Raw genomic sequence first — 24,636 nt, 5'->3', positions numbered from 1 at the left:
AAAAGGGATGTTGCTACACGCTCATGGACAGCAGAGCCGGACCGGAATCGGCGGAGAGGCCGGACGCGGCAGCGTAGCCGTTTAAAGCCTGGGACGTGCGGGCCTTCGGGGAGAAGCCGGAATCGGCGTTCGAGCTTTCCTGGGCCTTTTGCAGGGCTTCGTCCAGGTCGGCCTTGAGCGAATCGAGGAGCTGCTCCATGCCGCTCGGCGCATCGCTCGCGCCGGAAGAAGAAAGCACGCGGTCCGTCAGGTCGCCCAGGACCGCGCTCTGGCTGAGGCCGGAAGCGTTCTTGGACGGCACGGCCAGGAACAGCTCGTCCCGCCCGTTGTCGAAGAACCCGTTGATGGAATCGTTCAGCCCGCCGTTGAACCTGGCGATGGCCGAATCCCCGGCCGCGATGCCGAAATTGCGGTCCACCATCTTGAGCACATTGGTCAGGCTGTTGCCGAGATTTTCCTCGGTGATGCCGCCGGCCGTGCCCCCCAGAACCATGCCCTCGGCGGCCGTGGCCACGTCGTCGCCGAAATTCTCCCGCAGCCAGTCCATGGCGTCGGTCAGCCCGGCGCTCAGGGTCGAGGCGTCCTTGGGCTGGCCGTTCCCGTCCAGATACGCGCCTGCGCGCCGCGCGATCTCGTTGGCGAAGGTCTCGCTCTCGCCCTGGCCCGGCGTGGCCGTGGCAATGCGCGGCACCACGCCCGAAACGGAACCGGCGGACGTTCCCGAAAGGGATGATCCGCTGTTCCGGCTCCTGTTCTGGAGCATGACGTGGTTCAGGTTCGTGCCGTCGATGCGCATGGTTTCTCCGGTTGGGTACATCCCACCTATCGGACCGGCGCAGGAAAAACTTGAGGCGAAAGACGAAAAAGAATGCCTCCGGCGGCTCAAGGGGCAATGCCCCTTGAGAATCCCATTCGGCGCGGCCCCCTGATGCAAATGCATCAGGGGGCCGCGCGGGTCTGGCTCCGCTGTAGTTTTTTTGGTGAAGCCCGCGTCGCAGCCCCCATGCGCAGCATGGGGGCTGCGGCGCTCAAAGGGGTTCCAAGGGGCCGCGGGCCCCTTGGCCGCCGGAGGCATGCCTTCGTCCTACGAGTTGTCCAGCCTGAAAAAGCGCAGGGCGTTTTGCCCGGTGGCGCGCCAGACTTCTTCGGGCGCGAGGCCCTTGATTTCGGCCACGGCGGCGGCGGTGAAGGCCGCGAGTGCGGGGTGGTTGCGCTTGCCGCGCCAGGGTTCGGGCGCGAGGTAGGGGCTGTCCGTTTCCACGAGCATGCGTTCCAGGGGGATCATGGCCACGGCGGCGCGCAGCTCGTCGTTTTTCCGGTAGGTCACGGGTCCGGGGATGCTCACGGTCCAGCCGCGCGCGAGCACGGCTTCGGCGAGTTCCGGCCCGGCCCCGAAGCAGTGCCAGAGCAGGGCGCGTCCGGCAAAGCCTTCGTCGTCGAGAATGCGCAGGGTTTCGGCTTCGGCGTCGCGGCAGTGGATCACGGGCGGCAGGCCCAGGTCGCGCGCCAGTCCGAGCTGCGCGCGCAGCGCGGGTTCCTGTGCTTCGGGCGGGGCGTCGTCCCAGTAGTAGTCCAGCCCGATTTCGCCCACGGCGCGCAGGCGCGGATCGGCGAGAAAGGCGGCGCGCATTTTTTCCAGGCGTTCGGGCGTGTAGTGGAGCGCGTCTGTGGGGTGGATGCCGAGGATGAAAAAGACTTCGGGATGCGCGGCAAAGAGTCCGCGACCGCGTTCGTAGGCCTCCGGGCCGAGAAAGACGTTGCCCACGCGGGCCACGCCCGCGTTTTTCGCCGCGCGCAGCACTTCTTCCAGATCATCGGGCAGTTCACGCCCGTCCTCGTCCGCTTCCGAATCGCGCATGTCCAGGTGGGCGTGCGAATCCACGCCGCAAAGCGGCAGTTCCAGCGTTTCCGGCCCTGGGCGGGGCTTTTTGTTCTTCTTGCTCATAGCGGGGCAGACGTACCGCGATCGCGCCCTCGGCGCAAGGCGCGCCGCCGGAGCGGGAGCGGACGGATTTTTTACGAGGTGTAAAGGGAGCTGACACCGGAAGCCGTAAAGAACCGATTCGGTGGAGAATTTCGCCGGAATTTATCCTTTGCCGACGGGGGTTTGAAAATGCGTATGGCTTCGTGAAATCTGGCACGTTCATTGCCTTATGGAATGCAGAACGAGGAAGCGAGAGTAACCGTGAACAGGAAAGAGATCATGATCCTCATTGTGGACCGCAACCCGCATGTGCGCGAATTCCTTGGCCGGGAGTTTCGGAATCGCGGCTTCGGCGTGCGCGGGGCGGGCAGCAGCGAGGACATGGAACGCCTGCTCGGTTCGGAAGTTCTTCCGGACCTGCTCATCGTCGATCCTGATCTTCCTTCGCGTGGCGGCGAAGCATTGCTGCGCTTTCTCCGTTCCGAGCATCCGGGCCTGCCGCTCGTGCTGCACGGACATGGAGTCGGCGAACTGGTGCCGCCGGGACCTGCCGTGGTGGAATTGGTGGAAAAGAGCGGGCGCATCGACGCGCTCGGCGTGGCGGTGAGACGCGCGCTCGGGCGCGCGCATCCGGGTTCCGGCGGCGCGGAGGTGGGGCATGACGGATAAGAGCTACTACAGCGGATTGCGCCGGAGCATGATCGGCACCATCGTGGTCGTGTCCCTGACGCCGCTGCTGATCTTGGCCGCGCTGGGCGGCTACCAGTTTCATTCCGCCTACAAGCAGAAGGTGCTCGCGCACATGGAGCAGCTGGTGCTCGGCCACAAGCAGAGCATCGACGCCTTCCTGTTCGGCAAGCTGGCCGAGATCCGGGTGCTGGCGGACGTGACGGACTTCGAGAAGGTCCGGGACGACGACGGCCTGTCCCGGCTGCTCCTGAGCATGCAGGAGCGGTACGGCGGCGTGTTCGTGGACCTGGGTCTGGTCAACGCCCAGGGAACGCAGGTGGCCTATTCCGGCCCGTTCCGCCTGGGCCGCGCGGACTACGGCCACGCGCTCTGGTTCCAGGAAACCATGCAGCGCGAGTTCTATATTTCGGACGTGTTCCTTGGCTTGCGCGGGCTGCCCCATTTCATCGTGGCCGTGAAGCACAGCTGGGGCGGGCAGGAGTACATCCTGCGTTCGACCATTGATTTCGTGGCCTTCAACCGGCTGGTGGAGAACATCCGCATCGGCGAGACCGGACTGGCCTACATCGTCAGCCGGGGCGGCGAATTTCAGACCAAGCCGCGCCGCCAGGTGGCCATGAGCCAATCTTTCCTGAACGAAGTGCTCAGCCCGGAGCAGAACATGGGGCAGAGCCGTTTCGGCGGGCCGGTCCCGGCCCACGTGCATCTGGGCCAGGATCCCGCCACGGGCGAGGACAGCGTCTTCGTCACGGCCGGGCTGAAGAACGGGGACTGGATTCTGGTTTTCCAGCAGACCCAGGAAGACGCCTTCCTGCTCTTCCTGCGCGCGCGCAACTTCGCCCTGGTGGGCGTGCTGCTCAGCACCCTGGCCATCGGTTTCATGGCCATCGTGCTTTCCAAGCGCATCCTGAACACGGTCGTGGAGACGGACCGCCAGAAGGACATGATGAACGAGCAGGTCATCGAGGCGGGCAAGCTGGCCTCCCTGGGCGAGCTGGCCGCGGGCATCGCCCACGAGATCAACAATCCCGTGGCCATCATGGTCGAGGAGGCGGGCTGGATTCAGGATCTGATGGAAGAGGAGGATCTGCGGGCCATGGAGAACTCCCAGGAAGTGCTCCGCGCGCTGGGGCAGATTCGCACCCAGGGCGGGCGCTGCAAGGAGATCACCCACAAGCTGCTTTCCTTTGCCCGCAAGATCGACCCGACCATGAAGACCGTGCACATCAACGAGCTGATCGAGGAGATGGCCGCGCTTTCCGAGCAGCGGGCCCGCTTCGCCAACGTGCACATCGTCACGGAGCTGGCCGAGGCCCTGCCGCCCATCGAGGCCTCCCCCTCGGAACTCCAGCAGGTCTTCCTGAACCTGATCAACAACGCCATCGACGCCATGGACCACGAAGGCGGCCAGCTCAAGGTCACGACCCGGCGCGAGGAGAACCAGGTGGTCATCTCCGTTTCGGACACGGGCCAGGGCATACCCAAGGCCAACCTGCAAAAGATCTTCGATCCGTTCTTCACCACCAAGGCCGTGGGCAAGGGCACGGGCCTGGGACTCTCCATCTGCTACGGCATCATTCAGAAGATGGGCGGCGAGATCAGCGTGTCCAGCGTGCTCGACGTGGGCACCACCTTCCACATCCGCCTGCCACTCCGCAAGGGCGAGGCCGACGACGAAGGCAGGGCGTGATTTTTCGACGGCGTCCGCCGGGCGGTCGCTGTCAGGGGAACTGGAACGGGAAACCGGAAACGAGGAGGGAGGATCATGAGTGTGGCCACCGTGTTGCTGGTGGATGACGAAAAGGCCTTTGTGGAGGCCATGACCCGGCGGCTGACAAAGCGCGACGTGGACGTGCGCGCCGCCTTCAGCGGGCAGGAGTGCCTGGACGCGCTGGCTGCCGCGCCGGACGTGGAAGTGGTGGTGCTGGACGTGAAGATGCCCGGCATCGACGGCGTGGACACGCTCAAGCGCATCAAGGCGGAATACCCGCTGGTGGAGGTGATCATGCTCACGGGGCATGCCACCGTGGAAACCGCCATCGACGGCATGAAGCTCGGCGCCTTCGACTATCTCATGAAGCCGAGCGACATGGACGTGCTCATGGAGAAGATCGATGCGGCCGCCACCAAGAAGCGGCAGCACGAGGAAAAGATCATCGAGGCCCGCGCCCAGAGCATCGCCCTGCGGCGCGGCGACTAGGCCGGAACGGAAACAGGCGGGAGACGGCATGTCCAGCGCGAGGGAAACCATACGGCTGCTGCTCGTGGACGACGAGGCGGGGTTCGTGGACGTCATGCGCAAGCGGCTCGGCAGGCGGGGGGTCCAGGTGACTCCGGCCCTTTCCGGCACCGACGCCATCCGGAAGCTGCGCGGCCAGGACTTCGACGTGGCCGTGGTCGACCTCAAGATGGAGGACATGAACGGCATCGAGGTGCTCAGCATTCTCAAGAAGATGGTCCCGGAACTGCCCGTGATCATGCTGACGGGCCACGGCTCGGAGCAGGCGGCGCGGGACGGCATGGCCCACGGGGCCTTCGATTATCTGCTCAAGCCCTGCGAACTGGATAACCTGCTGGCCAAGATTCGGCAGGCCGTGGGCAAGTGAGGTGCGCATGGAACCCATCAGGCTGCTGCTTGTGGACGACGAGGCCGAGTTTCTGCAGACGCTGGGCAAGCGGCTGCAACGGCGCGGACTCAGGCCGGAAACGGCCCATTCCGGCGAAGCCGCCCTGGAGCAGCTTCACGCCAACCCTGCGGATGTGGTCGTGCTGGACGTGAAAATGCCCGGCATGGGCGGCATCGAGGCCTTGCGGGCGCTCAAGCGCGAGCACCCGCTGACCGAGGTCATCCTGCTCACGGGGCACGCGGACCTGGACGCGGCGGTGCAGGGCATGGAGCTGGGCGCCTTCGACTACCTCATGAAGCCCATGGACATCGACGAACTGCTTTTCAAGATCCAGGACGCCTACACGCGCAAGGATCTGCACGAACGGAAAATACGGGCGACCTCGGACAGGCTTGCGAAACGGGGAACGTCCGGAAACGATGACGACGTTTGAGAATGGACGGGGAAACTTTCTAACGCAACGATCATTGGAGAGGAGTGCAAGACCCATGAGAAAAATCTACGAGCTGATGTGCATGGCGTCCGCAGCCCACGCCCGGTGGGACTATGAGACGTCCATGAATATCCTGAAGAGCAGGAAGCGCCTGCTCATCCTGCTGCTGGTGGCCCTCCCGGCCATCCTGTTCTCCGTGGCCATGGCCGCCGATCCCGGCACGCTGCCCCAGATCCTGGGCGGCAAGAAGGCCTACAGCCCGGCCTTCTACACCCCGGAGATCTTCCTGGTCTCCATCTTCATCGGCGTGGCCGCAGGCCTGATCACGGGCTGCATCGGCGCGGGCGGCGGCTTCATCATCACCCCGGCGCTCATGAGCGCGGGCATCAAGGGCATTCTCGCGGTGGGCACGGACCTGTTCCACATCTTCGCCAAGGCGATCATGGGCACCACCGTGCACAAGAAGCTGGGCAACGTCTCCGTGGGGCTGGCCGTGGCCTTCCTGGCGGGTTCCATCGTGGGCGTGGTCGGCGGCGGGTTCATCAACCACTATCTCTACAACCTCAACCCGGTGCTCTCGGACACGTTCATCTCCTTGGTGTACGTGGTGCTGCTCGGCTTCCTGGGCATCTACGCGCTGCTCGACTTCCTGAAGCTGCGCAAGGCCGGCGGCGACGGCGACGCGCACGGCGGAGGCGGCGATTCCGGCAAGGGCCTGCCCGCGCGGCTCCAGGCCTCCAAGATTCCGCCGCTGCTGACCTTCGACGAAGACCTGGTTCCCGGCGGCAAGAAGATTCCCGCGCTCTACGTGGCCATCTGCGGCGCCATCGTTGGCTTCGTGGCCGCGATCATGGGCGTGGGCGGCGGCTTCCTGACCTTCCCCATGTTCGTCTACATCCTGGGCGTCAGCTCCTTCACCACCGTGGGAACGGACATCCTCCAGATCATCTTCACCGCGGGTTTCGCGGCCATCAGCCAGTACGCCATCTACGGCTTCATCTTCTACACCCTGGCCATGGGCATGCTGCTCGGCTCGCTCCTGGGCATCCAGGTGGGCGCGCTGACCACCAAGCTGGTCAAGGGCATCTACATTCGCGGGTTCTACGCGGTCGCCATCCTGGCGGGCTTCGCCAACCGCCTCTTCGCCCTGCCGGGCAAGCTCGCGGAGATGAAGTTCATCGTCCTGGAGAAGTCCACCGGAATACTGTTGACGCAAATAGGCAACTGGGTCTTCTTCATTGTGGTGGCCATCTTCGGCATCTGGGTCGTGGGCACCTTCATCATGAAGATCGGTCAGCTCAGGGAGGCGTAAGTCATGTTGATTCAGGATAAAAAGCACTTTACGTGGGGCGCGGCCCTGGCCGTGAGCTTCTTTGTGGTTCTCTGGTACATGTTCACCCCCAACTTCGGCGGGCAGAACGCGTTCCACGCCTCGGACGCCCTGTTCAACTCCATCGCCAAGGATTCGACCTACTACATGCCCAAGGTCATGGAGCAGGCCAAGGAATTCGACGGCAATATGATCGCGGTCACGGTGCTTTCCGAAGAAGCGGCCCTGGCAGCGGAAGGAGCGGTGATCCTGGAGCGCAACGGCGCGAGCGTGACCTCCGCCGACGCCGGACTCAGCTACGAGGCGGACCTGGGCAAGCTCCTGGCCGCTGCCCTGGCGGATTCGGACGCCATGTTCTTCAACAAGGGCGAAGAGCTGGAGGCCAAGTACGGCATCGAGGCCAGACGCGTCATGTTCCTCTGGTGGAAGGTCCTCACTGGGACCATCACGGAACTGAACCTGCAAAAGCACTTCAAGCCCGCCCTGTTCATCCAGACGGCCATCGCCAAGGGCGTGGAAGTGGGCTACAACTTCTACGGCATCCAGCCGCAGAGCGCTGCGTCCAAGGCGGGCACCCTGGCCTTCGCCCTGGTCTTCTACGTGATCTATACGCTCTGGTGGGGCTTCGCCATCTTCTTCCTCTCCGAGGGCATCGGCCTGCAGATGAAGAAGGGCAAGAGAACGGAAACCTAGGAAGCATGCGACGTGGGAAGCGGGCCTGACGTGATCGGCATATTGCGGCGCCTTTTCGGGCGCGGAGAACCGGAGGATTCCGGGGACGAACGCCTGGAAACCCTCAAGGCCGAGTTCAAGGCCCGCTACCACAGCTTCAAGCTGCTGCTGAACGCCAATTCGTCGGCACTGGAAATCATGACCGAAATGGAGGAGGCCCTGCGGGGCCTCCGTCCCTTCGGGATGCACTTCATCCGCAGCTCGGCCACCCGCCTGTGCGCCTCGGTCTACAACCTGGTGCGCCACCTCGAAGACCTCGCCCCGGAGCGGCACCCCAGGCTCATGGAGCGTTTCGGGGAAATCCGCACGGAAATCAACATCCGGCTCGGGCTCGTCCCGGAAGACGAGGACGGCCCCCTGACCGTTCGGCTTGCGGACCTGAACCGCGACTCCACGGACCTGGCCGGGGCCAAGATGGCCAACCTGGGAGAAATCGCGTCGGGCCTTGGGCTCGCGGTGCCCGGCGGCTTTGTGGTCACGGCCCATGCCCAGCGGCTTTTCCTGACCCACCTGGGGCTCCAGGAGGAGATCGACGCCATGATCCAGGGCGCGCCGCACGACGAGCCCGACGAATTGCAGCGCCTCAGCTCCGCGATTCAGCAGCGCATCATCCGCGCGCCCCTGCCCGGCGACGTGGAGGACGCCATCCGCATGCGCTGCCGCGAGATGGAGGCCAAGACAGGGCCGGGCCTGCGCCTGGCCATGCGGTCCAGCTCCCTGGGCGAGGACGGGCGCGAGGCTTCCTTTGCCGGGCAGTACCGCACCGTGCTCAACGTCTGCACGGAAAACGCCCCGGACGTGTACCGCGAGGTCGTGGCCTCGAAATACAGCCCCCAGGCCATGGCCTACCGCCTGCACCGGGGCATTCCGGACGAGGCCGCGGGCATGGCCGTGGGCTGCCTGGAAATGGTCCGGACCGTTGCCGGAGGCGTGGCCTACAGCGTGGACCCGCTCGACCCCGGCTCCGACAACGAAATGATCAACGCGGCCTGGGGACTGGCCAGGGCCGTTGTGGACGGGGGCGGGGGCACCGATCTTTTCTACGTGCACCGCCGCGAGGGCCGCATCGTGGGCAGCCGCATCGCGCAGAAGCGCAGCCGCTTCGTCTGCCGCGAGGGCGAGGGCGTGGCCCGCGAGGAGCTGGACCCGGAAACCGGGGCCTTGCCTTCGCTCACCGAGGAGCAGGTGCTCCAGGTGGCCCGGGGGGCCATGTCCCTGGAGCGGCATTTCGGCCAGCCCCAGGACGTGGAATGGGCCTTCGACCACGACGGGCGTCTGCTCGTGCTCCAGAGTCGGCCCCTGACCGGGCTGGAACGGGACGGCGCGCCCAAGCCGCCGCCCGCCGACGTGCAGGGCGCCCCCCTGCTGCTTTCCGGCGGGGTCACGGCCAGTCCGGGCGCGGCCTGCGGACCGGTCCGGGTGATCCAGCGCGACGCGGACGCCCTGGACTTTCCCCTGGGGGCGATCATGGTGCTGCGCCAGCCGCTGCCGCGCCGGGCCGTGCTGCTTTCCCGCGCCGCCGCCGTGGTGGCCGAGGAGGGCGGCGCAGCCGGACATCTGGCCAACGTGGCCCGCGAATTCGGCATTCCCGCGGTCTTCGCCCTGGCGGGGGCGACCTCGACACTGACCTCCGGCCTGGAAGTCACGGTGGACGCGGAGCGCGGCGCGGTCTACGAGGGCCGCTGCGACGTGCTGCTGCGCCGGGCCAGGCCGCGCAAGGCGATCATGGTCGGCACCCAGGTCCACGAGCGGCTCAAGGAAGTGGCCGAGCTGGTCCTGCCCCTGAACCTGCTGGCTCCGGAAAGCGTTGATTTCCGGGTCCGCAACTGCAAGACCCTGCACGACGTGACCCGCTTCTGCCACCAGAAGGCCGTGGAGGAGATGTTCCGCTTCGGCAAGGACGACAACTTCCCGGAACGTTCGGCCAAGCAGCTGGTCACGCCCCAGTCGCCCATGCAGTTCTGGATCATCAACCTGGACGACGGCTTCCGCAAGGAAACCCGCGAGAACACGGTGCGGCTTTCGAACATCACCTCCGTGCCCATGCTCGCGCTCTGGTCGGGCATGACCGCCGTGCCCTGGGACGGGCCTCCCCCGGTCAACGCGCGCGGCTTTCTCTCGGTCATGTTCGAGGCGACCATGAACCCGCACCTGGACCCGGCCTCGGACACCAAATACCTGATCCGCAACTACTTCATGATTTCCAAGCATTTTTGCAGCCTGCAATCGCGCTTCGGCTTCCATTTCTGCCTTGTGGAAGCCTTGGTCAGCGACCGGCATCAGGAAAACTACGTGGCCTTCCGGTTCAAGGGCGGGGCTGCGGACGCGCTCCGGCGCCAGGCCCGGGCCCGGCTCGTGGCCGAGGTGCTGGAGGAATACGACTTCCGCTGCGACATCCGCGAGGACAGCCTGACCGCGCGCGTCAAGGACGCGGGCCGGGAGTTCATGGAGCAGCGGCTCAAGGTGCTCGGCTACATGATCATCCACACGCGGCAGATCGACATGATCATGGCCGACCAGAACGCCGTTCAGCGGGCCAAGGCCAAAATGCTAAATGATTTGCGAACGATTGTTGCCCCGGTCGGGCAAGTTTCGAAATAAAATAAACGCCGCCGTATAGTTAGCAGTCAATTCCCCGCGCTTCCCTGCGCGATATCCGCGTGTTTCCCGGAAATCGCGCAGCCATAACTCGCTTTAATCATTCGCGTTCGAGCTTGTTGCTAAATTTCACAAAGTCTTGACACGATTTTGCCGGGACGATAATCCGGCAGGAATTCCGAGCGTATTCTCTGGGATCGGCGTGCCGTGCGAAGACGGCCGCGGATCCGGGGTGGAGAGGCAAGGCAAGCGCCGCGCCGTTCCAAGGCAGACCCTGGAATCCGTGTCTTCAAGACGCCGCCGGACCGGGAAATGCGCTCAACCATACGAGTACCGACATCCTGATGCGGGGATATTCAGGCTTCCGGGGTGGGGTGTGCGCTTTTGGCGCGCGCCCCCGGCAGACTCAGGCAGTACGTTCCGGCTGACGAAGGACGAGGATCCGACTGCTTCCGCAGCCGCGGGTCTTTTTCCGTTGGCGCTCGTCCGCGTGAATGAAATGAGGGATCTGGATCATTGCAAGGGGGAGGACACCCGAATGAAGTCAATCGCTGTCAAGGAACTGATGGTGCCGTTGTCCGAGTATGTCCGTGTGGACGTGGACGACACCCTTTCCGACTGCTTTCGCGCCCTGGAAGAGGACCGCGAACGGAAGGGGCTTGCCGGGCACGCGCACAGGGATGCGCTCGTCTTCGGCAACGGCGGCGAATTCAAGGGCAAAGTGACCATGCTTGACGTGTTCATGGCCCTGGAACCGAATTACAAGCGCCTCTTCGGCACGGCGAAAGGTGAAAATTCGCTTTCCGCCGACTACGTGGCCAAGCTCTACAAGGACTACGACCTTTGGACCGAGCCCCTGGAAAACCTCTGCCGGGACGGCGCGGAGATCAGGGTCGGCGAAATCATGCACCACTGCGCCCGGACCGAGTTCATGGACGAGGGCGACGATCTCGGCAAGGCCCTGCACCGGTTCGTCATGGGCGTGCATCAGCCGATCATCGTGCGGCGTGGCGAGGAAGTCACGGGCGTTCTGCGCCTTGGTGACGTTTTCGAGAAAATCCGCGAGCTGACCCTGGCCTGCAAACCGTAGTCGGCCCCGCTCGATTGGGGAAACCGAGTGATTTTCGAGGAGGAAATGGACAAATGACGACTGCCGCCATTGATAAAAAGGCCTTCAACTGGAAGCGCCTGTTCTTTTTGCTGCTCGGACCGGCGCTCTTCGCCCTGGTCTACTACTGTCCGCCCTGGCCCGACGCCATCGACCCGCTGGGCGAGCACTTCGTGCTCAGCCGCGAGGGCAAGGGCGCGCTGGCCGTGTTTCTCTGGGCCGGCACCTGGTGGGTTTTCGAGGTCGTGCCCATCGGCATCACCTCGCTGCTCATCGGCGTGCTCCAGACGCTCTGCCACCTGCGCACCAACGCCGAGGGCGTCTGGGACTCCAAGGCCGCGTTCAAGGACTTCATGGATCCGTCCGTGCTGTTCATCTTCGGTTCCATCGTCATCGGCCTGGTCTTCACCAAGACCGGACTGACCAAGCGCCTGGCCTACAAGATGCTCAAGGTCGTGGGCGAGCGCACCAGCATGATCTATCTGGGCGTGTTCGTGGTCACCGCGTTTTTGACCCACTTCATGGCCCACACCGCGGTGGCCGCCACCATCTACCCGCTGCTGCTGGCCATCTACGCGCTCTACGGCGAAGGCAACAAGGTCACCAAGTTCGGCAAGGGCCTGTTCATCGGCATGGCCTACGTGGCGGGCGCGGGCTCCATCATCACCCTGCTCGGCGCGGCGCGCGGCATGGTGGCCCTGGGCTTCTACAAGGAGCTCATGGGCGCGGACATCACCTTCTTCAAGTTCGCCTTCTACAACTTCCCCATCGGCTGGGGCATGGTCTTCCTGCTCTGGGGATTCTTCATGATCTTCTTCAAGCCGGAAAAGAAGGTCATTCCCGGCCTGCGCGAGAAGGTCGCCCGGCTGGACAAGGAAATGGGGCCCATCACCCGCAACGAGGTCATCGCGGCCAGCGTCATCCTCGGCGTGATCGTGTTCATGTCGCTGCAGAGCTTCATCCCCGCGCTCCAGGGCTTCCACAAGTCCGCCGTGCTCCTGGTCACCACCGTGAGCTTCTTCGTGCTCAAGATCCTTGATCTCGACGACCTGGAGTCCGTGCCCTGGAACATCATCCTGCTCTTCGCGGGCGCCATGTCCATCGGCTTCTGCCTCTGGGAAACGGGCGCGGCCAAGTGGCTCGCCGTGAACTGGCTGGCGCTCTTCAAGGAAGCCAACTGGTTCCTGTTCATCATGTCCATCGCCTTCTTCGTGCTGGTCATGACCAACTTCATCATGAACGTGGCCGCCATCGCCATCTCCCTGCCCGTGGCGCTCGTCATCGCGCCGTACCTGGGCGTGGCCGGCGAGGTCGTGCTCTTCGCGTCCCTGGCCTGCGCGGGAATGCCCTTCCTGCTGCTCGTGGGCGCGGCGCCCAACGCCATCGCCTACGATTCCGGGCAGTTCACCAGCGGCGAGTTCTTCAAGTACGGCATTCTGGCGTCCGTGCTGCTCATGGTCGTGCTGGCCCTGTTCGTCGCCGTGATCTGGCCTCTCATGGGCATGGCCGTAACCCTGCCCGCCGGAGGCTAGGAAGCGTGGATCATAACTGATTGTGAACGGGCGCGGTCGGGCATTGCAAGGTGCCCGGCCGCGCCTTTCGCGGAAATAGCTTGAAGAAGGAGCCGCTCATGCAACTGGAGAGACTCATCGAACACATCGTGACCCGCGTGAACCTGAACCTGCGCAATCCGCGCGCGGACGTGCGGCCCTACGTCAGCGGCCTCGTGGCCGAGGACAAGTTCGCGCAGTACTATGCGTTCTACGCGCTCACGCCCCACCACCCGCTCTACTTCCGGTTCCACAGCTCCAGCCTTGCCGGAACCTACTTCCTGGGCAAGTGCGAGGTGGAGAACGCCGTGCTCTACAAGAGCGACATCCGCGGAGACGAGCTGAAAAAGAAAGGAACCGTGATCAAGGTCGGCAACGAGGACGTGCTCGTCTACGCCGACGAGATCATCAGCATCCGCAACTCCATCCTGCTCAAGACCCTGGTGCACAACAATTCCCACGACCCCGAAAGCCTGGAGATCTTCCGCATCCGCAACACCGTGGCCCTGCACTACTCCAACATCCACGGCACCTGCACCGAGGGCCTGCTGCTCAAGCCCTTCGGCACGGTGGACCTCTCCACCCTGCACGACTGCGTGGTCGGCGTGTTCAGCTACGTCCAGGTCACGGAGCTTTCCCACGAGCACATCGGCGACGGCCTGGTCTGGGTCCGCGCGGACGACGCCTTCGAGTTCAAGTACCAGTATCCGGAAAACGCGCTGAAGAAGTACGTGGACTACACTCCCGGCAAGACCCCGCGCGGCGACTTCATGGACTTCCTGGAGAGCCGCAAGGAGGATTTCATGCCGGTCTACGCCTCGGTGGTTCCGGAACTGCCCTCGGACGTTCCCGAGTCCGCCCTGGTCAGCCCGTACGCCGTGGTCAAGGGCGACACCCAGATCGGCGAGAACGTGCTCGTGGCCCAGCGCGCCTACGTGGAGAACTCCCAGCTCGGCAACGGCGCCAACGCCCAGGAAAACTGCTACATCGTCAATTCCGTGCTCGAAGGCATGGACGTCAACGCCCACGGCGGCAAGGTCATCCACTGCCACCTGGGCCAGAAGGTCTTCACCGGGTTCAACTCCTTCCTGCGCGGCAGCGAGGATTGCCCCGTGCGCATCGGCAGCGACAGCATCGTCATGCCCCACACCATCATCGACGCGGAAGAGCCCATCGAGATCCCGGCGGGAAGCCTGGTCTGGGGGCTGGTCAACCGGCAGAGCGATCTGGAAGTGAACAGCATGTCCCTGGAGGCCTTTTCCGAGCTCAAGGGGCAGTTCCGCCTCGGAAACATGACCTTCGAAGGCGCGGGCAAGCTCTTTGTGGAAGGATTCCGCAAGCGCATCGAGCACATCCTGGAGGAGAACGGCGCCTACTTCGACGACGAGGACACCCAGGGCCACGCCCAGAAAACCCAGGGCAGCTCCTACAGCATCCTCCAGCCCTATCCGCAGGGGGATCTCAAGGGCCTTTGCCCCACGGTGACCATCGGCGATTCCTGCCATACGGGGAGATTCTAAAAGCGGAAGCGTTGCCTGCTCGAAAGGAAACGGCTACTGTGCTTCGAATGCCTTAACAGAGCGTGTCGTCCGGGCAGGGGCGGACCGCAATATCGCATCGGCCACCGGGCCGAACGATAGTTTGTCGCCAACGATTAGAAGGAGAACAACTGTGCCGAAAACGATTGCACAAGCCTTACAGAGAAACCTGCTCGGCAATGCGCCGACGTGGTACAAGCTCTGCATCATAGGCTTTCTTATCCTCAACCCCATTCTGTTGCAGGTTGCCGGTCCGTTCGTAACGGGCTGGGTCTTGATCTGCGAATTCATCTTCACCCTGGCCATGGCCCTGAAGTGCTACCCGCTTCCCGCGGGCGGCCTGCTGGCCATCGAGGCCGTGTTCCTGGGCATGACCAGCCCGGAAACCGTCTATCACGAAGCCCTGAACAACTTTCCCGTGATCCTGCTGCTGATCTTCATGGTCGCGGGCATCCACTTCATGAAGGAACTGCTCCAGTTCACCTTCACCAAGCTGCTCGTCAAGATTCAATCCAAGATCGCCATTTCGCTGCTCTTCTGCTTTGCGGGAGCGTTTCTCTCCGCATTTCTCGACGCCCTGACCGTCACCGCCGTTATCATCGCCGTGGCCTACGGCTTTTATAACGTCTACCACCGATACGCTTCCGGAGTCGCGGCCAAGGGCGGGCACGACCTGCTCAACGACGAAGCCGTGAAGGAAATGGCCCGCGAGGATCTCAAGGAATTTCGGGGCTACCTGCGCAACCTCATGATGCACGGCGCCGTGGGCACCGCGCTCGGCGGCGTCTGCACCCTGGTGGGCGAGCCCCAGAACCTGCTCATCGCTTCGGAAATGGGCTGGCACTTCGTCGAGTTCTTCGTCTACGTCGCGCCCATCTCCATGCCCGTGCTCATCGTGGGCCTGCTGACCTGCGTCGCCGTCGAGAAATTCCACATCTTCGGCTACGGCCACTTCCTGCCCGGCAACGTCCGCTCGGTCCTGCTGGAAGAAGCCACCCGCAGCGAGGAGGCCCTTGGCCTGGCCGGCAAGGCCCGCCTGCTCATCCAGGCCTGCGCCGCGATCTGGCTGATTCTGGCCCTGGCCCTGCACCTGGCCGAAGTCGGCATCATCGGCCTGTCCATCATCGTGCTGCTCACCGCCCTCAACGGCGTGATCGAGGAAAACCGCATCGGCAAGGCCTTTGAAGAAGCCCTGCCCTTCACCGCGCTGCTCGTGGTCTTCTTCGCCATCGTGGCCGTGATCCACGACCAGCACCTCTTCAAGGGCATCATCAACTTCGTGCTCAGCCTCCAGGGCAAGCAGCAGCTCGCGGCCTACTACCTGGCCAACGGTCTGCTCTCCATGATCTCGGACAACGTCTTCGTGGCCACGGTGTACATCTCGGAAACCAAGATGCACTTCACCGAGGTCATGGGCGCGGTGCCCGGCGTGACCATGTCCGGACACGACATCATGGCCGGCCTGACCGACTACAAGGTCAACTCGCACGAGTTCCTGGCGCAGTTCCCGCAGGCCGCCGCACAGCAGCTCGTGGCCATCAAGGAGCAGTTCAACGCCCTGGCCGTGGCCATCAACACCGGCACGAACATCCCGTCCGTAGCCACCCCCAACGGACAGGCCGCCTTCCTCTTCCTGCTGACCTCGGCCCTGGCTCCGGTCATCCGCCTGTCCTACATGCGCATGGTCATGCTGGCCCTGCCGTACACCATCACCATGTCCATCGCCGGACTGACCGCCACCTGGTACATGCCCGAAATCGAGCACTGGCTCGTGAGCGTGCTGCACTTCAGCGGCCACTAGGCCGAAGAGAGAGGCCGGAGGAGGAAGAATGCCTCCGGCGGCTCAGGGGCCCGCGGCCCCTGAGAACCCCGAATAAAAGAGCCCGCTCCAAGGAGCGGGCTCTTTCGTTGCGGTCAACCACAATCCGGTCAGCTACAGCTTCATCGGCGGCACAGGCCCGGCGCCCGCTGCGTCCGCTCCCGGCCAGCAGACCGGCTCCACCGCGATTTCCGAGCGGGCCGCCTCCAGGAAAAGGCGCACTTCGCGCTCCTGATGTGCGCTGAACCGGAGCATGAGAATGCCTGCGGCGCGGTCCACCACCGTGAACAGCGCCAGGTTGTCCCAGGCTTCGAGCAGAAAACGGAACAAAGCCACGTCCGAGCGGGCCACGCGCACATACGCGCGCGCGGACCAGTCCGGCGCGGGAAAGACCCGGCCCCGGCGCGGACGAACCCGCTTCGGCTTGCGCGCCTTGCCCTGCGGGGCGGCGTCGTGCGTGGAGTTGGACATGCCCCCCTATGCCCGGTCAGGCAGGGAAGCGTCAAGGCGAAGCAGGCAGAATGGCCCCACTTCTCAGGCCCAGAAACGAGAAAGGCTCCCTGAAGGGGGGAGCCAAAATTTCTCGAAGAAGGAAGGAGTGATGAAGGATAATTCTAATATAGCAACGCTCGTGCCAAAGTTGCAGTTGGCAGGCAGAATATTTTTTTATCCTGATTTTGCAGTGTGTTGCTGATACGAATTGCTTGCCGGGCAGGTCCGAGGGAGTGCGAATGAGTAAAAATTATTGAACGGGCGGTGCCCGGCCCGGATCCGAGTACAAATTCTTGGAACCAGCGTGCTCCGTGCGAAATCGCGGCAAAAACATCCTGTAATCGCAGGATAATTTTCGAGCAAATGCGAGGCGAAACAGCGCAGGCCACAGGGCAGGGCGCAAAAAAGTCCAGGGCGCAGGCCGGGACGGCGACAGCGGAGTTGAAAAAATTGGATTCGGCCCGGTGCGGGGAGAAGAAAGAATGCCTCCGGCGGCCAAGGGGCCCGCGGCCCCTTGGAACCCCGTTCGGCGGCGCTGTCCGATGCTTCGCATCCGGCCAGCGCCGCGCAAGGGATGCGCCAAGGCTGCGAGAGCGCCTGAGAGAACTCCATATCCGGGGAGGCCGTTCGCGTCGAAGCCCGATGCTGCGCCTGCGCAGCATCGGGCTTCGACGCAAAAAGGGAGTCCAGAGGGCCGCGGGCCCTCTGGCCGCCGGAGGCCTCTTCGCTCTTTTCCCAGGGCCTGGAAACGAGAAAGGCTCCCTGAAGGGGGGAGCCTGTAAATTTCTCGTGAAGGAAGGAATTGTGAAGGATAATTCTAATATAGCAACGCTCGTGCCAAAGCCCGCCATAAAAGCAAATAAGAAAATAAATCGCATAAAAACAAGCTGTTGTGTCTTGCTCTGGTTTTGCCCATGCCGGGCTGGCAGAGTTTTTTGGTAAAAAATCTTGAACGTGGGAGCAGAGCGCCTTGTTCAGGTACAAATTTTCGCGCGCCGGGAGCTTGAGTCGTGCAGTCCGGCTATAAGATGCTGTGATATAATAAGAAAAAATGTAAACTTCGGAGCGCGGCCTGCCGTGTCCTGGCTTGGCGGCGGTGATTTCGCGGGGGGTCAGCGTTGCCGGGGGGGCGGTGGTGGGCAAAAAATTTGAATTTCGGGGCAGGCAGGCGGGGGCAGGCAGGCGGGGGCAGGCAGGCGGGGGCAGACAGGCGGGGGCAGACAGGTCGAGCAGGGGCCAAGCTTGCATGCCTGCGGAAAAGCAAAAGGCCGCAGGCGTTGCTGCCGTGCGGCCATATTGCGGCTTTGTCGCGGACGAGTCGCGGACGAGCCGGAGCGGTCAGCGCGCGATAGGCGCGGGGTCCGGCTGGTGCGTTGCGGCCTGGGCGTGCGCGTGGTCGCGGCGGGCCGGGCGGTTGACGAGATACACGCCCGTGAAGATCAGCGCCGCGCCGATGGCCAGGGAGAGGTCCACGGCTTCGCCGAGCAGCAGCCAGCCCATGAGCACGGCGTTGACGGGCACGAGGTTGATGAAGACTCCGGCGCGGCCCGCGCCCAGGGTCTTCACGCCCTGGTAGTACCAGGAGAAGCCCACGCCTGTGCCGAACACGCCCAGGTAGGCCATGCTCGCCCATTCCACGCTGTTGGCGGCGGCGAGGTTGGCGGCCAGCCCCTCGCGCAGGGCCAGGGGGAAGAGATAAAGCATGCCCGCGAGGCAGGACCAGGTCACGGCGGCCACGGGCGAGAGGCCGTTCATGACCTTCTTGCCGAGCACGGTGTAGCTGCTCCAGGCGAAGACGCAGCCGAAGATGAACAGGTCGCCGATCTTGACCTGGCCCATGATCGCGCCCAGCTCGCCGCGCGAGATGACCACCAGCGCGCCGAGGATGGACAGGGCCAGCCCCAGGATCTTGACCCGTCCGAAGGGCTCCTTGAAGAAGATGGCGGCCAGCACCGCGATGAGCGCGGGGTTGCCCGCGATGATCAGGGAGGCCCGGCCCGCGGTGACGGTCTTCAGGCCCGTGAGGAAGAAGATGTTGTAGAGGAAGATGCCGGTGAGTCCGAGGAGCAGCACCGGGACGATCTGGCCGCGCGACAGCCGCGGGGCGCGCCCTTCCAGCCGCCAGCAGAGCGCGAGCATGAACAGCGAGGCCACGGCGAAACGCATCAGCGAGGCCGTGGCCGGGCCGATGTCGGCGAGCAGCCGCCCGGCGATGAAGGTGCCGCCCCAGAGGGTCATGGTGGCCACGAGCCGAAGATAGGTGCCGAGCAAGGGAATCTCCTCGCGTTTAGGAAACCTGGACGGTTAGGAGGTCCGGATGAAGTGGGTGAGAATGGACAGGGCGAGCAGTGCGGCGATGATGCAGAGCAGGACGTTCGTGGTCCGGCTGGGGCGCTCGGACTTTCGGTTGCGGAGCGATCCGATCAGGATAACCAGCAACGCCAGGATAATGGCGATTTTCGTCAGCATTCGCGCTCCTCAAGCCTTGATGGCTGGGGCGCGAAAAACAGTGCGGTCTTTCGCGCCCCGGCCCGAAACTAGATGACCTTGTTCAGCGGGTATTCGATGATGCCTTCTGCGCCCAGCTCCTTGAGCTGGGGAATGATTTCGCGGACGATGGCCTCCTCCACGATGATTTCCACGGAAACCCAGTCCGGGTTCTTCAGCTCGGCCACGGTGGGGGAGGTCAGCGCGGGCAGCGCGCCGTTGGCCTCGGCCAGCTTGGCCTTGGGCATGTTCATCTTCAGGCCGACCATCTTGTCCGCGCGCAGGGCGCCCTGGAGCAGGAGGTTGATGTTCTGGATCTTCTTGCGCTTCCAGGGATCGTTCCAGGCGTCCTTGTTGGCGATGAGCTGGGTGTTGGTCTGCATCAGCTCCGCGATGATCCGCAGCCCGTTGGCCTTGATGGTGGTGCCGGTCTCGGTGATCTCCACGATGGCGTCGCAGAGGCCCTCGACCACCTTGGCCTCGGTGGTGCCCCAGGAGAAGGAGACGTCCACCTTCACGCCCAGGGAGTTGAAATAGTTCTTGGTGAAGCCCACGAGTTCCGTGGCCACCTTGCAGCCGTCCAGATCCTCCGGGCGCTTGAAGGGCGAGTCGCCCTTGACGCAGAGCACCCAGCGGGCCGGGCGGTTGGAGACCTTGGAGTAGATCAGGTCATCGACCACGACCACGTCCGCGTCCCATTCCAGAACCCAGTCTTTGCCCGTCAGGCCCACGTCGAAGGTGCCGTTCTGCACGTAGGTGGCCATTTCCTGAGCGCGGGCCAGGCTGCACTTGATCTCCGGGTCGTTGATGTCCGGAAAGTAGTTGCGCGCATGGGTGCGGATCTGCCAGCCGGCCTTATCGAAAAGCTTGATGGTCGCTTCCTGGAGCGAGCCCTTGGGAACGCCGAGGCGCAGCTTCTTGTCATTCATTTTTTGTAGACCTCCTTGGGGTCGAAGACCACGGGCGAACATTCGGAAACGACGCCGTCCTTCAGCTCGCGGTAGAAGCAGGAGCGATAGCCCTTGTGGCAGGCCGCGCCGCCCAGCTGCTCGACCAGCACCAGGATGGTGTCGTCGTCGCAGTCCAGGCGTATGGAGCGGACCTTCTGCACATGGCCGGACGTGCCGCCCTTGTGCCAGAGCTCCTGGCGGCTGCGGCTCCAATAATGGACCTCGCCGGTCTCCAGCGTCTTGTCCCAGGAGGCCTCGTTCATGTAGGCCATCATCAGGACTTCGCCCGTGTCCGCATCCTGCGCGATGGCAGGCACCAATCCGTTCATTTTCTTGAAGTCGGGTCGCATGGTCTTCCTCATCTGGTGTATCGGGAACCCAATTCCTTAGCCCATCACGCCGCAGCCCGCAAGGGACATACACCAGGGCCTCCCGATGCGGGGAGGGGACGAGGTGACGATCAGGTGAATTCAGGGGGAAGAAGATGCGCCTCCGGCGGCCAAAGGGGCAATGCCCCTTTGGAATCCCATTCGGCGGCGCTGGTCGCGCCGCAAGAAAGAGCCTGCCATAGCCCCTGCTCGCGGCGAAAAGCGGATGCGCAGCATCGCTTTTTGCCGCAGAAAGGGAGTCCAGAGGGCCGCGGGCCCTCTGGCCGCCGGAGGCATTCTTTTCCCAAGAAATCTAAATCGGGCTCTTGATCCAGATGATTCCGGCCTGTCGGCCGGTGGTCTTGTCGCGGCGGTAGGAGAAGAAATCCTCCTCGCGCGACTTGGTGCAGAGGTCCAGGCCGAAGATGCGCTCGGGCGCGAGTCCGGCCTCGGCCAGTTGGTGGCGGGTCAGCTCCCAGAGGTTCATGGTCCGGGTTTCGGGGTTGAACCAGGGCTCGAATCCGGGGCCGAAATCGTCCTCGAAGTTCTGGAATTCGGCCTGGTCCGGGCCGAGGGAGGGGCCGCGCACTGCGAGCAGCTCGGAGGGTTTCAGCCCGTAATGCTCGCAGAAGACGCGCACGCCCGTGGCCGGGAAGTTGATCTTGTTGCCGCGCCAGCCCGCGTGCAGGGCCGCCGCGTATTTTCCGGACTCGTGGGCCAGGAGGATGGGCTGGCAGTCGGCGGTCTTGATCATCAGGCCGATGCCTGGCTCGGCGGTTGTCAGGCCGTCGGCCTCGCAGCGCATGCCGGGCTTCGCGTCCAGGCGCATGTCGTCGCCGTGGACCTGGGTGCAGTCCACGAGCGCCTTGAGCCGGAAGCGGTTTTGCAGGCAGGCCCGGTTTTCGTCCACGTGGTCCGGGTCGTCGCCCACGTCGTAGGAGAGGTTCGCGGAATGGTAGGGGAGCCGGCTGGCTCCGCCCCGGCGCGAGGAAAAGGCGCAGCCTATCCCTGGGATCTCCGGAAATTCGAACGGGATAAAGGCTATCTGTACCACAGTTCCTCCTCGGTGCAGACCGCGTTCACGGGCCTGTCCCAGTCGTCCACGGGGAGCTTGCCTACGACCTGAAAGGAGTAGCAGAGGCCGAATTTGAGCGCGCGTCCCATTTGCGGGCCTTCGAGCATGCGGTCGTAGTAGCCGCCGCCGAAGCCGACGCGGAAACAGTCGCGGTCGAAGCCAACGCCCGGAATGAGGGCGAGGTCGGGCGCGAAGTCTTCGGCCTGGATGTCCACGATGCGGCAGCCCGAACCGGGCTCCATGATCTGATAGGCGCCGGGCGCGAGGTCGGCCTCGCAGCTGACGCAGGCCACGTCCATGACGCCGGGCTGGCCTGGGCGGCATCTCGGCAGGAGCACGCTTGCGCCCCGCTGCCAGAGTTCCACGATGAGCGGCCTGGTGTCCACCTCGTTCTGGGTGGGCCAGTACACCAGGGCCTGTCGCACGTTCTTCCAGGCCAGGGTCTCGCGGATGCGGGCCACGATGGCCGCGCTTTTTTCCGAAACCTCGTCCTGGCCCATGCAACGCCGTTGTTCAATGAGCGTTCGTCGAACCTTGTCCTTCTTGGTCATGTCGTCCTCAAGCCGTTGCGTGCCTCCAGCATCCTGTTTATGCTAACTCCGGACGGACAACAAGCCCCGGCTCGTGCGCTTTCGCTTTGCGGGCGCGGACCGGGCAAGGAGCGGAACATGTTTTGGATTGCCTTCGGCGACGTGCACGAGAGCACGGGCATGATCGAGAGGATCCCCGACCTGGAACAGGCCGAGGGGATCATCGTCAGCGGCGACCTGACCAACCGGGGCGGCGAGCCGCAGATCCGCCGCATCTGGGCGGAGCTGACCCGGCGCAACCCGCGCGTGCTGGCCCAGATCGGCAACATGGACACCCAGGCCGTGCACGACTTCCTGGTGGACAGGAACGCGAACCTGCATCTGAACGTGGTGGACCTGTTTCCGGGACTCGTGGGCCGCAGGATCGGCGCGTTCGGGGTGGGCTTTTCCACGCCCACGCCCTTCGGCACGCCGAGCGAGGTCTCGGACCGCCAGATCGACGCCTGGATTCGCGAGACGCACGCCAAGGCCCGCGATTACGACGAGCTGGTGGCCGTGATCCACACCCCGCCGCTGGACACCCGCGCGGACCGGCTGACCTCCGGCGGGCATGTCGGCAGCGCGGCCGTGCGCGCCTTTCTGGAGGAGACGCAGCCCGCACTCTGCATCAGCGGGCATATTCACGAGTCCGAAGGTGAGGACCGCATCGGCCGCACCAAGGTCATCAATCCGGGCATGCTCGCCCAGGGCGGCTACGTGGTCGTCGAGCCGGACAACGGCGGCGTGACCGGCACGCTCAGGCAGGTCTGACCGTGCGCGTGAAGTGCCTCTTCGTGGGCAAGCTCAAGGAGCCCTTCTTCCGCGACGCGGCAGAACACTACGTCAAAAAGCTCGGCCATTTCCACAAGCTGGAGATCGTGGAGCTGAAGGACGCGCCGAGCAAGCTGCCGCCGGAGGAGAAGCGCCAGCGCGAGGGCCGCGCCCTGCTCGACGCGCTGGACCCCAAGGACATCGCCGTGATCCTCGACGAGCGCGGCAAGGAACTGCCCTCCCGGACCCTGGCCGCGAACCTGCAACGCTGGACCGAGGATCCCGGCCGCACGCCCTGTTTCGTCATCGGCGGGCCGTTCGGCCATACGGACGAGGTCCGCAAGCGTGCGGACCTGCTCTTCGCGCTCGGCAAGGCCACCTGGCCCCACGAACTCTGCCGGGTCATGCTCCTGGAGCAGCTCTACCGCGCCGCGAGCATCAACAGGGGACTGCCGTATCATCACGACTAGGCGCGAGGACGCGGGCAAGCCCGCGCCACGCTGCGTATCCGCGAGCCGTTCAACCCTTCCACCCCTTCGGAGCGACAATGATCTTTTCGGAATATTTGGAGAAAATAGAAAACTACGTCCAGAGCGGCGACCTCGCCTTTGAATTCGACAACGGCGAGGAAGGACAGCGCGTGGAAATACTGGATTTTCTGGAACGGATCATGGACCTGGGCGAAGCCTGCGACGAGCTGGCCACCAAGCTGATCTTCAAGGAATCCTACATGGAAGCGGCAAAGGGCGAGGGCGAATAGCCCGGCCCGCGCCCGCCGCCCGCTTCATTTCGCCTACTTGCCGATCTCGAACCGCCAGGCGCAGACCCATTCCGCCGGATGCTCGTCCGGCGGGCAGGCGATGCATTCGGTCTTGATGCGCGGGTCGATGGTCCGGGCGAAGCTGGTGTATTCCACGCAGCCGCCGGACTTGCAGGGATAGTCGGGCAGGCCCTTGCGCGTGCGGGCGTCCTGCACGCGGCAGCGGGTCATGCGGAAGGTGAAGCCCGCATCGCCCTCGTCCACGATTTCCTGCTCGTTGATGCGCGCGTAGAGGCGGCAGCCCAGGGCCGCCTTGAGCCCCGCCAGCCCGGCCTCATCTTCCAGCTCCAGCAGCGCCTTGATGCGCGCGGCCTCCAGCGGCGAAAAGCGCGACCAGCAGGTGTCGTTGGCGCGCTTGGCGTCGTGCATGCCCGCGCGCGTCTCGATGGCCTGGAACCAGACGCCGTCCGCCGCCAGCCAGTTCACGGCCAGGGTTTCCAGCAGGGCCGTTTTCTTCTGCTCGTCCATGTCGGCCAAAAACGCGGGCAGCCCGTCCTTCATGGGCTGGCCCGTGGTCTTGGCCAGACGCTTGAGCGCGATGGCCAGCCAGCGGTCGCCCGCCTCGCGCTCGGCCTCCAGGGCCAGGGGCAGGCCGACCTGGTGCACGGCCTCGGCGAACCAAAGGCCGTAGTGCGCCATGGTCCGGCGCAGAAAATCAAGAATCAGAGCGTTGTCGTCGAGCATGGCGAATCCTTGGAAGAATCTTCCGGGGGGAACCCTTTCTTGCAGAAAGGGTTCCCCCCGGACCCCCCTCC

25 protein-coding genes are annotated in these 24,636 nt (G+C 64.2%); 15 read left to right on the top strand and 10 right to left on the bottom strand.

Annotated elements, in window-relative coordinates; all coding sequences use genetic code 11:
* Positions 1-13 precede the first annotated feature (13 nt).
* On the bottom strand, positions 14-796 hold the full coding sequence (locus G452_RS19710) for a hypothetical protein (protein ID WP_022662995.1): 783 nt from the start codon (positions 794-796) through the stop codon (positions 14-16).
* A gap of 288 nt (positions 797-1,084) precedes the next feature.
* Positions 1,085-1,945, bottom strand: a complete 861-nt coding sequence (locus G452_RS0114565) for a TatD family hydrolase (RefSeq protein ID WP_022662994.1) — start codon at positions 1,943-1,945, stop codon at positions 1,085-1,087.
* Positions 1,946-2,203: 258 nt separating this feature from the next.
* Between G452_RS0114565 and G452_RS0114560 the strand changes: the two genes are divergently transcribed.
* The 12 genes from G452_RS0114560 (at position 2,204) to nhaB (ending at position 16,331) form a co-directional block, all read left to right on the top strand.
* Positions 2,204-2,593, top strand: coding sequence for a response regulator (locus G452_RS0114560; protein ID WP_022662993.1), 390 nt, complete (start codon positions 2,204-2,206; stop codon positions 2,591-2,593).
* Positions 2,583-4,304, top strand: a complete 1,722-nt coding sequence (locus tag G452_RS0114555) for a sensor histidine kinase (protein WP_022662992.1) — start codon at positions 2,583-2,585, stop codon at positions 4,302-4,304. Before G452_RS0114560 ends, G452_RS0114555 begins: the two co-directional genes overlap by 11 nt.
* A 75-nt stretch (positions 4,305-4,379) precedes the next feature.
* On the top strand, positions 4,380-4,814 hold the full coding sequence (locus tag G452_RS0114550) for a response regulator (RefSeq protein WP_022662991.1): 435 nt from the start codon (positions 4,380-4,382) through the stop codon (positions 4,812-4,814).
* A gap of 28 nt (positions 4,815-4,842) precedes the next feature.
* Positions 4,843-5,220 (top strand): response regulator, encoded by a 378-nt coding sequence (locus G452_RS0114545; RefSeq protein WP_022662990.1) that lies wholly within the window; start codon positions 4,843-4,845, stop codon positions 5,218-5,220.
* Positions 5,221-5,227: 7 nt separating this feature from the next.
* Positions 5,228-5,674, top strand: a complete 447-nt coding sequence (locus tag G452_RS0114540; RefSeq protein ID WP_022662989.1) for a response regulator — start codon at positions 5,228-5,230, stop codon at positions 5,672-5,674.
* Positions 5,675-5,729: 55 nt separating this feature from the next.
* Positions 5,730-6,986 (top strand): sulfite exporter TauE/SafE family protein, encoded by a 1,257-nt coding sequence (locus G452_RS0114535; RefSeq protein WP_022662988.1) that lies wholly within the window; start codon positions 5,730-5,732, stop codon positions 6,984-6,986.
* 3 nt (positions 6,987-6,989) lie between these two features.
* The gene (locus tag G452_RS0114530) at positions 6,990-7,697 is read left to right on the top strand and encodes a hypothetical protein (protein WP_022662987.1); all 708 of its coding nucleotides are present in this window, start codon (positions 6,990-6,992) and stop codon (positions 7,695-7,697) included.
* Positions 7,698-7,709: 12 nt separating this feature from the next.
* Positions 7,710-10,337, top strand: a complete 2,628-nt coding sequence (locus G452_RS0114525; protein ID WP_022662986.1) for a PEP/pyruvate-binding domain-containing protein — start codon at positions 7,710-7,712, stop codon at positions 10,335-10,337.
* A gap of 535 nt (positions 10,338-10,872) precedes the next feature.
* Positions 10,873-11,424: a CBS domain-containing protein gene (locus G452_RS0114520; RefSeq protein WP_027189294.1), complete on the top strand. Its 552-nt coding sequence runs from the start codon at positions 10,873-10,875 to the stop codon at positions 11,422-11,424.
* 53 nt (positions 11,425-11,477) lie between these two features.
* Positions 11,478-12,974, top strand: a complete 1,497-nt coding sequence (locus tag G452_RS0114515) for an SLC13 family permease (RefSeq protein ID WP_022662984.1) — start codon at positions 11,478-11,480, stop codon at positions 12,972-12,974.
* Positions 12,975-13,072: 98 nt separating this feature from the next.
* Complete coding sequence (locus G452_RS0114510; RefSeq protein ID WP_040368749.1) at positions 13,073-14,512, top strand: transferase; 1,440 nt, start codon at positions 13,073-13,075, stop codon at positions 14,510-14,512.
* 151 nt (positions 14,513-14,663) lie between these two features.
* Positions 14,664-16,331 (top strand): sodium/proton antiporter NhaB, encoded by a 1,668-nt coding sequence (nhaB, locus tag G452_RS19705; protein WP_022662982.1) that lies wholly within the window; start codon positions 14,664-14,666, stop codon positions 16,329-16,331.
* 132 nt (positions 16,332-16,463) lie between these two features.
* Here the strand turns inward: nhaB and G452_RS19700 are convergent, their stop codons facing one another.
* The 7 genes from G452_RS19700 to G452_RS21870 form a co-directional block, all read right to left on the bottom strand.
* Positions 16,464-16,820: a DUF4911 domain-containing protein gene (locus tag G452_RS19700; protein WP_022662981.1), complete on the bottom strand. Its 357-nt coding sequence runs from the start codon at positions 16,818-16,820 to the stop codon at positions 16,464-16,466.
* A gap of 1,359 nt (positions 16,821-18,179) precedes the next feature.
* On the bottom strand, positions 18,180-19,112 hold the full coding sequence (locus tag G452_RS19695) for a DMT family transporter (RefSeq protein ID WP_022662980.1): 933 nt from the start codon (positions 19,110-19,112) through the stop codon (positions 18,180-18,182).
* Positions 19,113-19,145: 33 nt separating this feature from the next.
* Complete coding sequence (locus G452_RS21565; protein WP_022662979.1) at positions 19,146-19,310, bottom strand: hypothetical protein; 165 nt, start codon at positions 19,308-19,310, stop codon at positions 19,146-19,148.
* 68 nt (positions 19,311-19,378) lie between these two features.
* Positions 19,379-20,257, bottom strand: a complete 879-nt coding sequence (gene hisG / locus G452_RS0114485) for an ATP phosphoribosyltransferase (RefSeq protein ID WP_022662978.1) — start codon at positions 20,255-20,257, stop codon at positions 19,379-19,381.
* Complete coding sequence (gene hisI / locus G452_RS0114480) at positions 20,254-20,628, bottom strand: phosphoribosyl-AMP cyclohydrolase (protein WP_040368753.1); 375 nt, start codon at positions 20,626-20,628, stop codon at positions 20,254-20,256. Before hisI ends, hisG begins: the two co-directional genes overlap by 4 nt.
* 331 nt (positions 20,629-20,959) lie before the next feature.
* Positions 20,960-21,700 carry a peptidoglycan editing factor PgeF gene (gene pgeF / locus G452_RS0114475; RefSeq protein ID WP_022662976.1) on the bottom strand — a complete coding sequence of 247 codons (741 nt, stop codon included), beginning with the start codon at positions 21,698-21,700 and terminating at the stop codon, positions 20,960-20,962.
* Positions 21,688-22,272, bottom strand: coding sequence for a 5-formyltetrahydrofolate cyclo-ligase (locus G452_RS21870; protein WP_022662975.1), 585 nt, complete (start codon positions 22,270-22,272; stop codon positions 21,688-21,690). The genes pgeF and G452_RS21870 overlap by 13 nt, the downstream gene beginning before the upstream one ends.
* 117 nt (positions 22,273-22,389) lie before the next feature.
* Between G452_RS21870 and G452_RS0114465 the strand changes: the two genes are divergently transcribed.
* The 3 genes from G452_RS0114465 to G452_RS0114455 all read left to right on the top strand — a co-directional run bounded on the left by G452_RS0114465 (position 22,390) and on the right by G452_RS0114455 (position 23,821).
* Positions 22,390-23,061 (top strand): metallophosphoesterase, encoded by a 672-nt coding sequence (locus tag G452_RS0114465; RefSeq protein WP_022662974.1) that lies wholly within the window; start codon positions 22,390-22,392, stop codon positions 23,059-23,061.
* A 2-nt stretch (positions 23,062-23,063) separates the two neighbouring features.
* Positions 23,064-23,531: a 23S rRNA (pseudouridine(1915)-N(3))-methyltransferase RlmH gene (locus G452_RS0114460; protein ID WP_022662973.1), complete on the top strand. Its 468-nt coding sequence runs from the start codon at positions 23,064-23,066 to the stop codon at positions 23,529-23,531.
* A gap of 77 nt (positions 23,532-23,608) precedes the next feature.
* Positions 23,609-23,821 carry a hypothetical protein gene (locus G452_RS0114455; RefSeq protein ID WP_022662972.1) on the top strand — a complete coding sequence of 71 codons (213 nt, stop codon included), beginning with the start codon at positions 23,609-23,611 and terminating at the stop codon, positions 23,819-23,821.
* Positions 23,822-23,854: 33 nt separating this feature from the next.
* On the opposite strand, the gene G452_RS0114450 is transcribed toward G452_RS0114455, so the two are convergent.
* On the bottom strand, positions 23,855-24,565 hold the full coding sequence (locus G452_RS0114450; RefSeq protein WP_022662971.1) for a DUF6125 family protein: 711 nt from the start codon (positions 24,563-24,565) through the stop codon (positions 23,855-23,857).
* Positions 24,566-24,636: the final 71 nt, after the last annotated feature.

This window comes from Paucidesulfovibrio longus DSM 6739 (assembly GCF_000420485.1).
GTDB classification, from domain to species: domain Bacteria; phylum Desulfobacterota; class Desulfovibrionia; order Desulfovibrionales; family Desulfovibrionaceae; genus Paucidesulfovibrio; species Paucidesulfovibrio longus.
Note: the sequence above shows the minus strand (reverse complement) of the source record. Positions and strands in the feature narration are given on the sequence as shown.

Coding starts and splice junctions, on each gene's coding strand:
- G452_RS0114540 (WP_022662989.1), top strand. CDS start 5,228: ATGGAACCCATCAGGCTGCTGCTTGTGGACGACGAGGCCGAGTTTCTG.
- G452_RS0114560 (WP_022662993.1), top strand. CDS start 2,204: ATGATCCTCATTGTGGACCGCAACCCGCATGTGCGCGAATTCCTTGGC.
- G452_RS19700 (WP_022662981.1), bottom strand. CDS start 16,820: ATGTCCAACTCCACGCACGACGCCGCCCCGCAGGGCAAGGCGCGCAAG.
- G452_RS0114535 (WP_022662988.1), top strand. CDS start 5,730: ATGAGAAAAATCTACGAGCTGATGTGCATGGCGTCCGCAGCCCACGCC.
- G452_RS0114555 (WP_022662992.1), top strand. CDS start 2,583: ATGACGGATAAGAGCTACTACAGCGGATTGCGCCGGAGCATGATCGGC.
- G452_RS0114545 (WP_022662990.1), top strand. CDS start 4,843: ATGTCCAGCGCGAGGGAAACCATACGGCTGCTGCTCGTGGACGACGAG.
- G452_RS19710 (WP_022662995.1), bottom strand. CDS start 796: ATGCGCATCGACGGCACGAACCTGAACCACGTCATGCTCCAGAACAGG.
- G452_RS21870 (WP_022662975.1), bottom strand. CDS start 22,272: ATGACCAAGAAGGACAAGGTTCGACGAACGCTCATTGAACAACGGCGT.
- G452_RS21565 (WP_022662979.1), bottom strand. CDS start 19,310: ATGCTGACGAAAATCGCCATTATCCTGGCGTTGCTGGTTATCCTGATC.
- G452_RS0114565 (WP_022662994.1), bottom strand. CDS start 1,945: ATGAGCAAGAAGAACAAAAAGCCCCGCCCAGGGCCGGAAACGCTGGAA.
- G452_RS0114520 (WP_027189294.1), top strand. CDS start 10,873: ATGAAGTCAATCGCTGTCAAGGAACTGATGGTGCCGTTGTCCGAGTAT.
- hisG (WP_022662978.1), bottom strand. CDS start 20,257: ATGAATGACAAGAAGCTGCGCCTCGGCGTTCCCAAGGGCTCGCTCCAG.
- hisI (WP_040368753.1), bottom strand. CDS start 20,628: ATGCGACCCGACTTCAAGAAAATGAACGGATTGGTGCCTGCCATCGCG.
- G452_RS0114455 (WP_022662972.1), top strand. CDS start 23,609: ATGATCTTTTCGGAATATTTGGAGAAAATAGAAAACTACGTCCAGAGC.
- G452_RS0114515 (WP_022662984.1), top strand. CDS start 11,478: ATGACGACTGCCGCCATTGATAAAAAGGCCTTCAACTGGAAGCGCCTG.
- G452_RS0114530 (WP_022662987.1), top strand. CDS start 6,990: ATGTTGATTCAGGATAAAAAGCACTTTACGTGGGGCGCGGCCCTGGCC.
- G452_RS0114510 (WP_040368749.1), top strand. CDS start 13,073: ATGCAACTGGAGAGACTCATCGAACACATCGTGACCCGCGTGAACCTG.
- G452_RS0114550 (WP_022662991.1), top strand. CDS start 4,380: ATGAGTGTGGCCACCGTGTTGCTGGTGGATGACGAAAAGGCCTTTGTG.
- G452_RS0114465 (WP_022662974.1), top strand. CDS start 22,390: ATGTTTTGGATTGCCTTCGGCGACGTGCACGAGAGCACGGGCATGATC.
- G452_RS0114450 (WP_022662971.1), bottom strand. CDS start 24,565: ATGCTCGACGACAACGCTCTGATTCTTGATTTTCTGCGCCGGACCATG.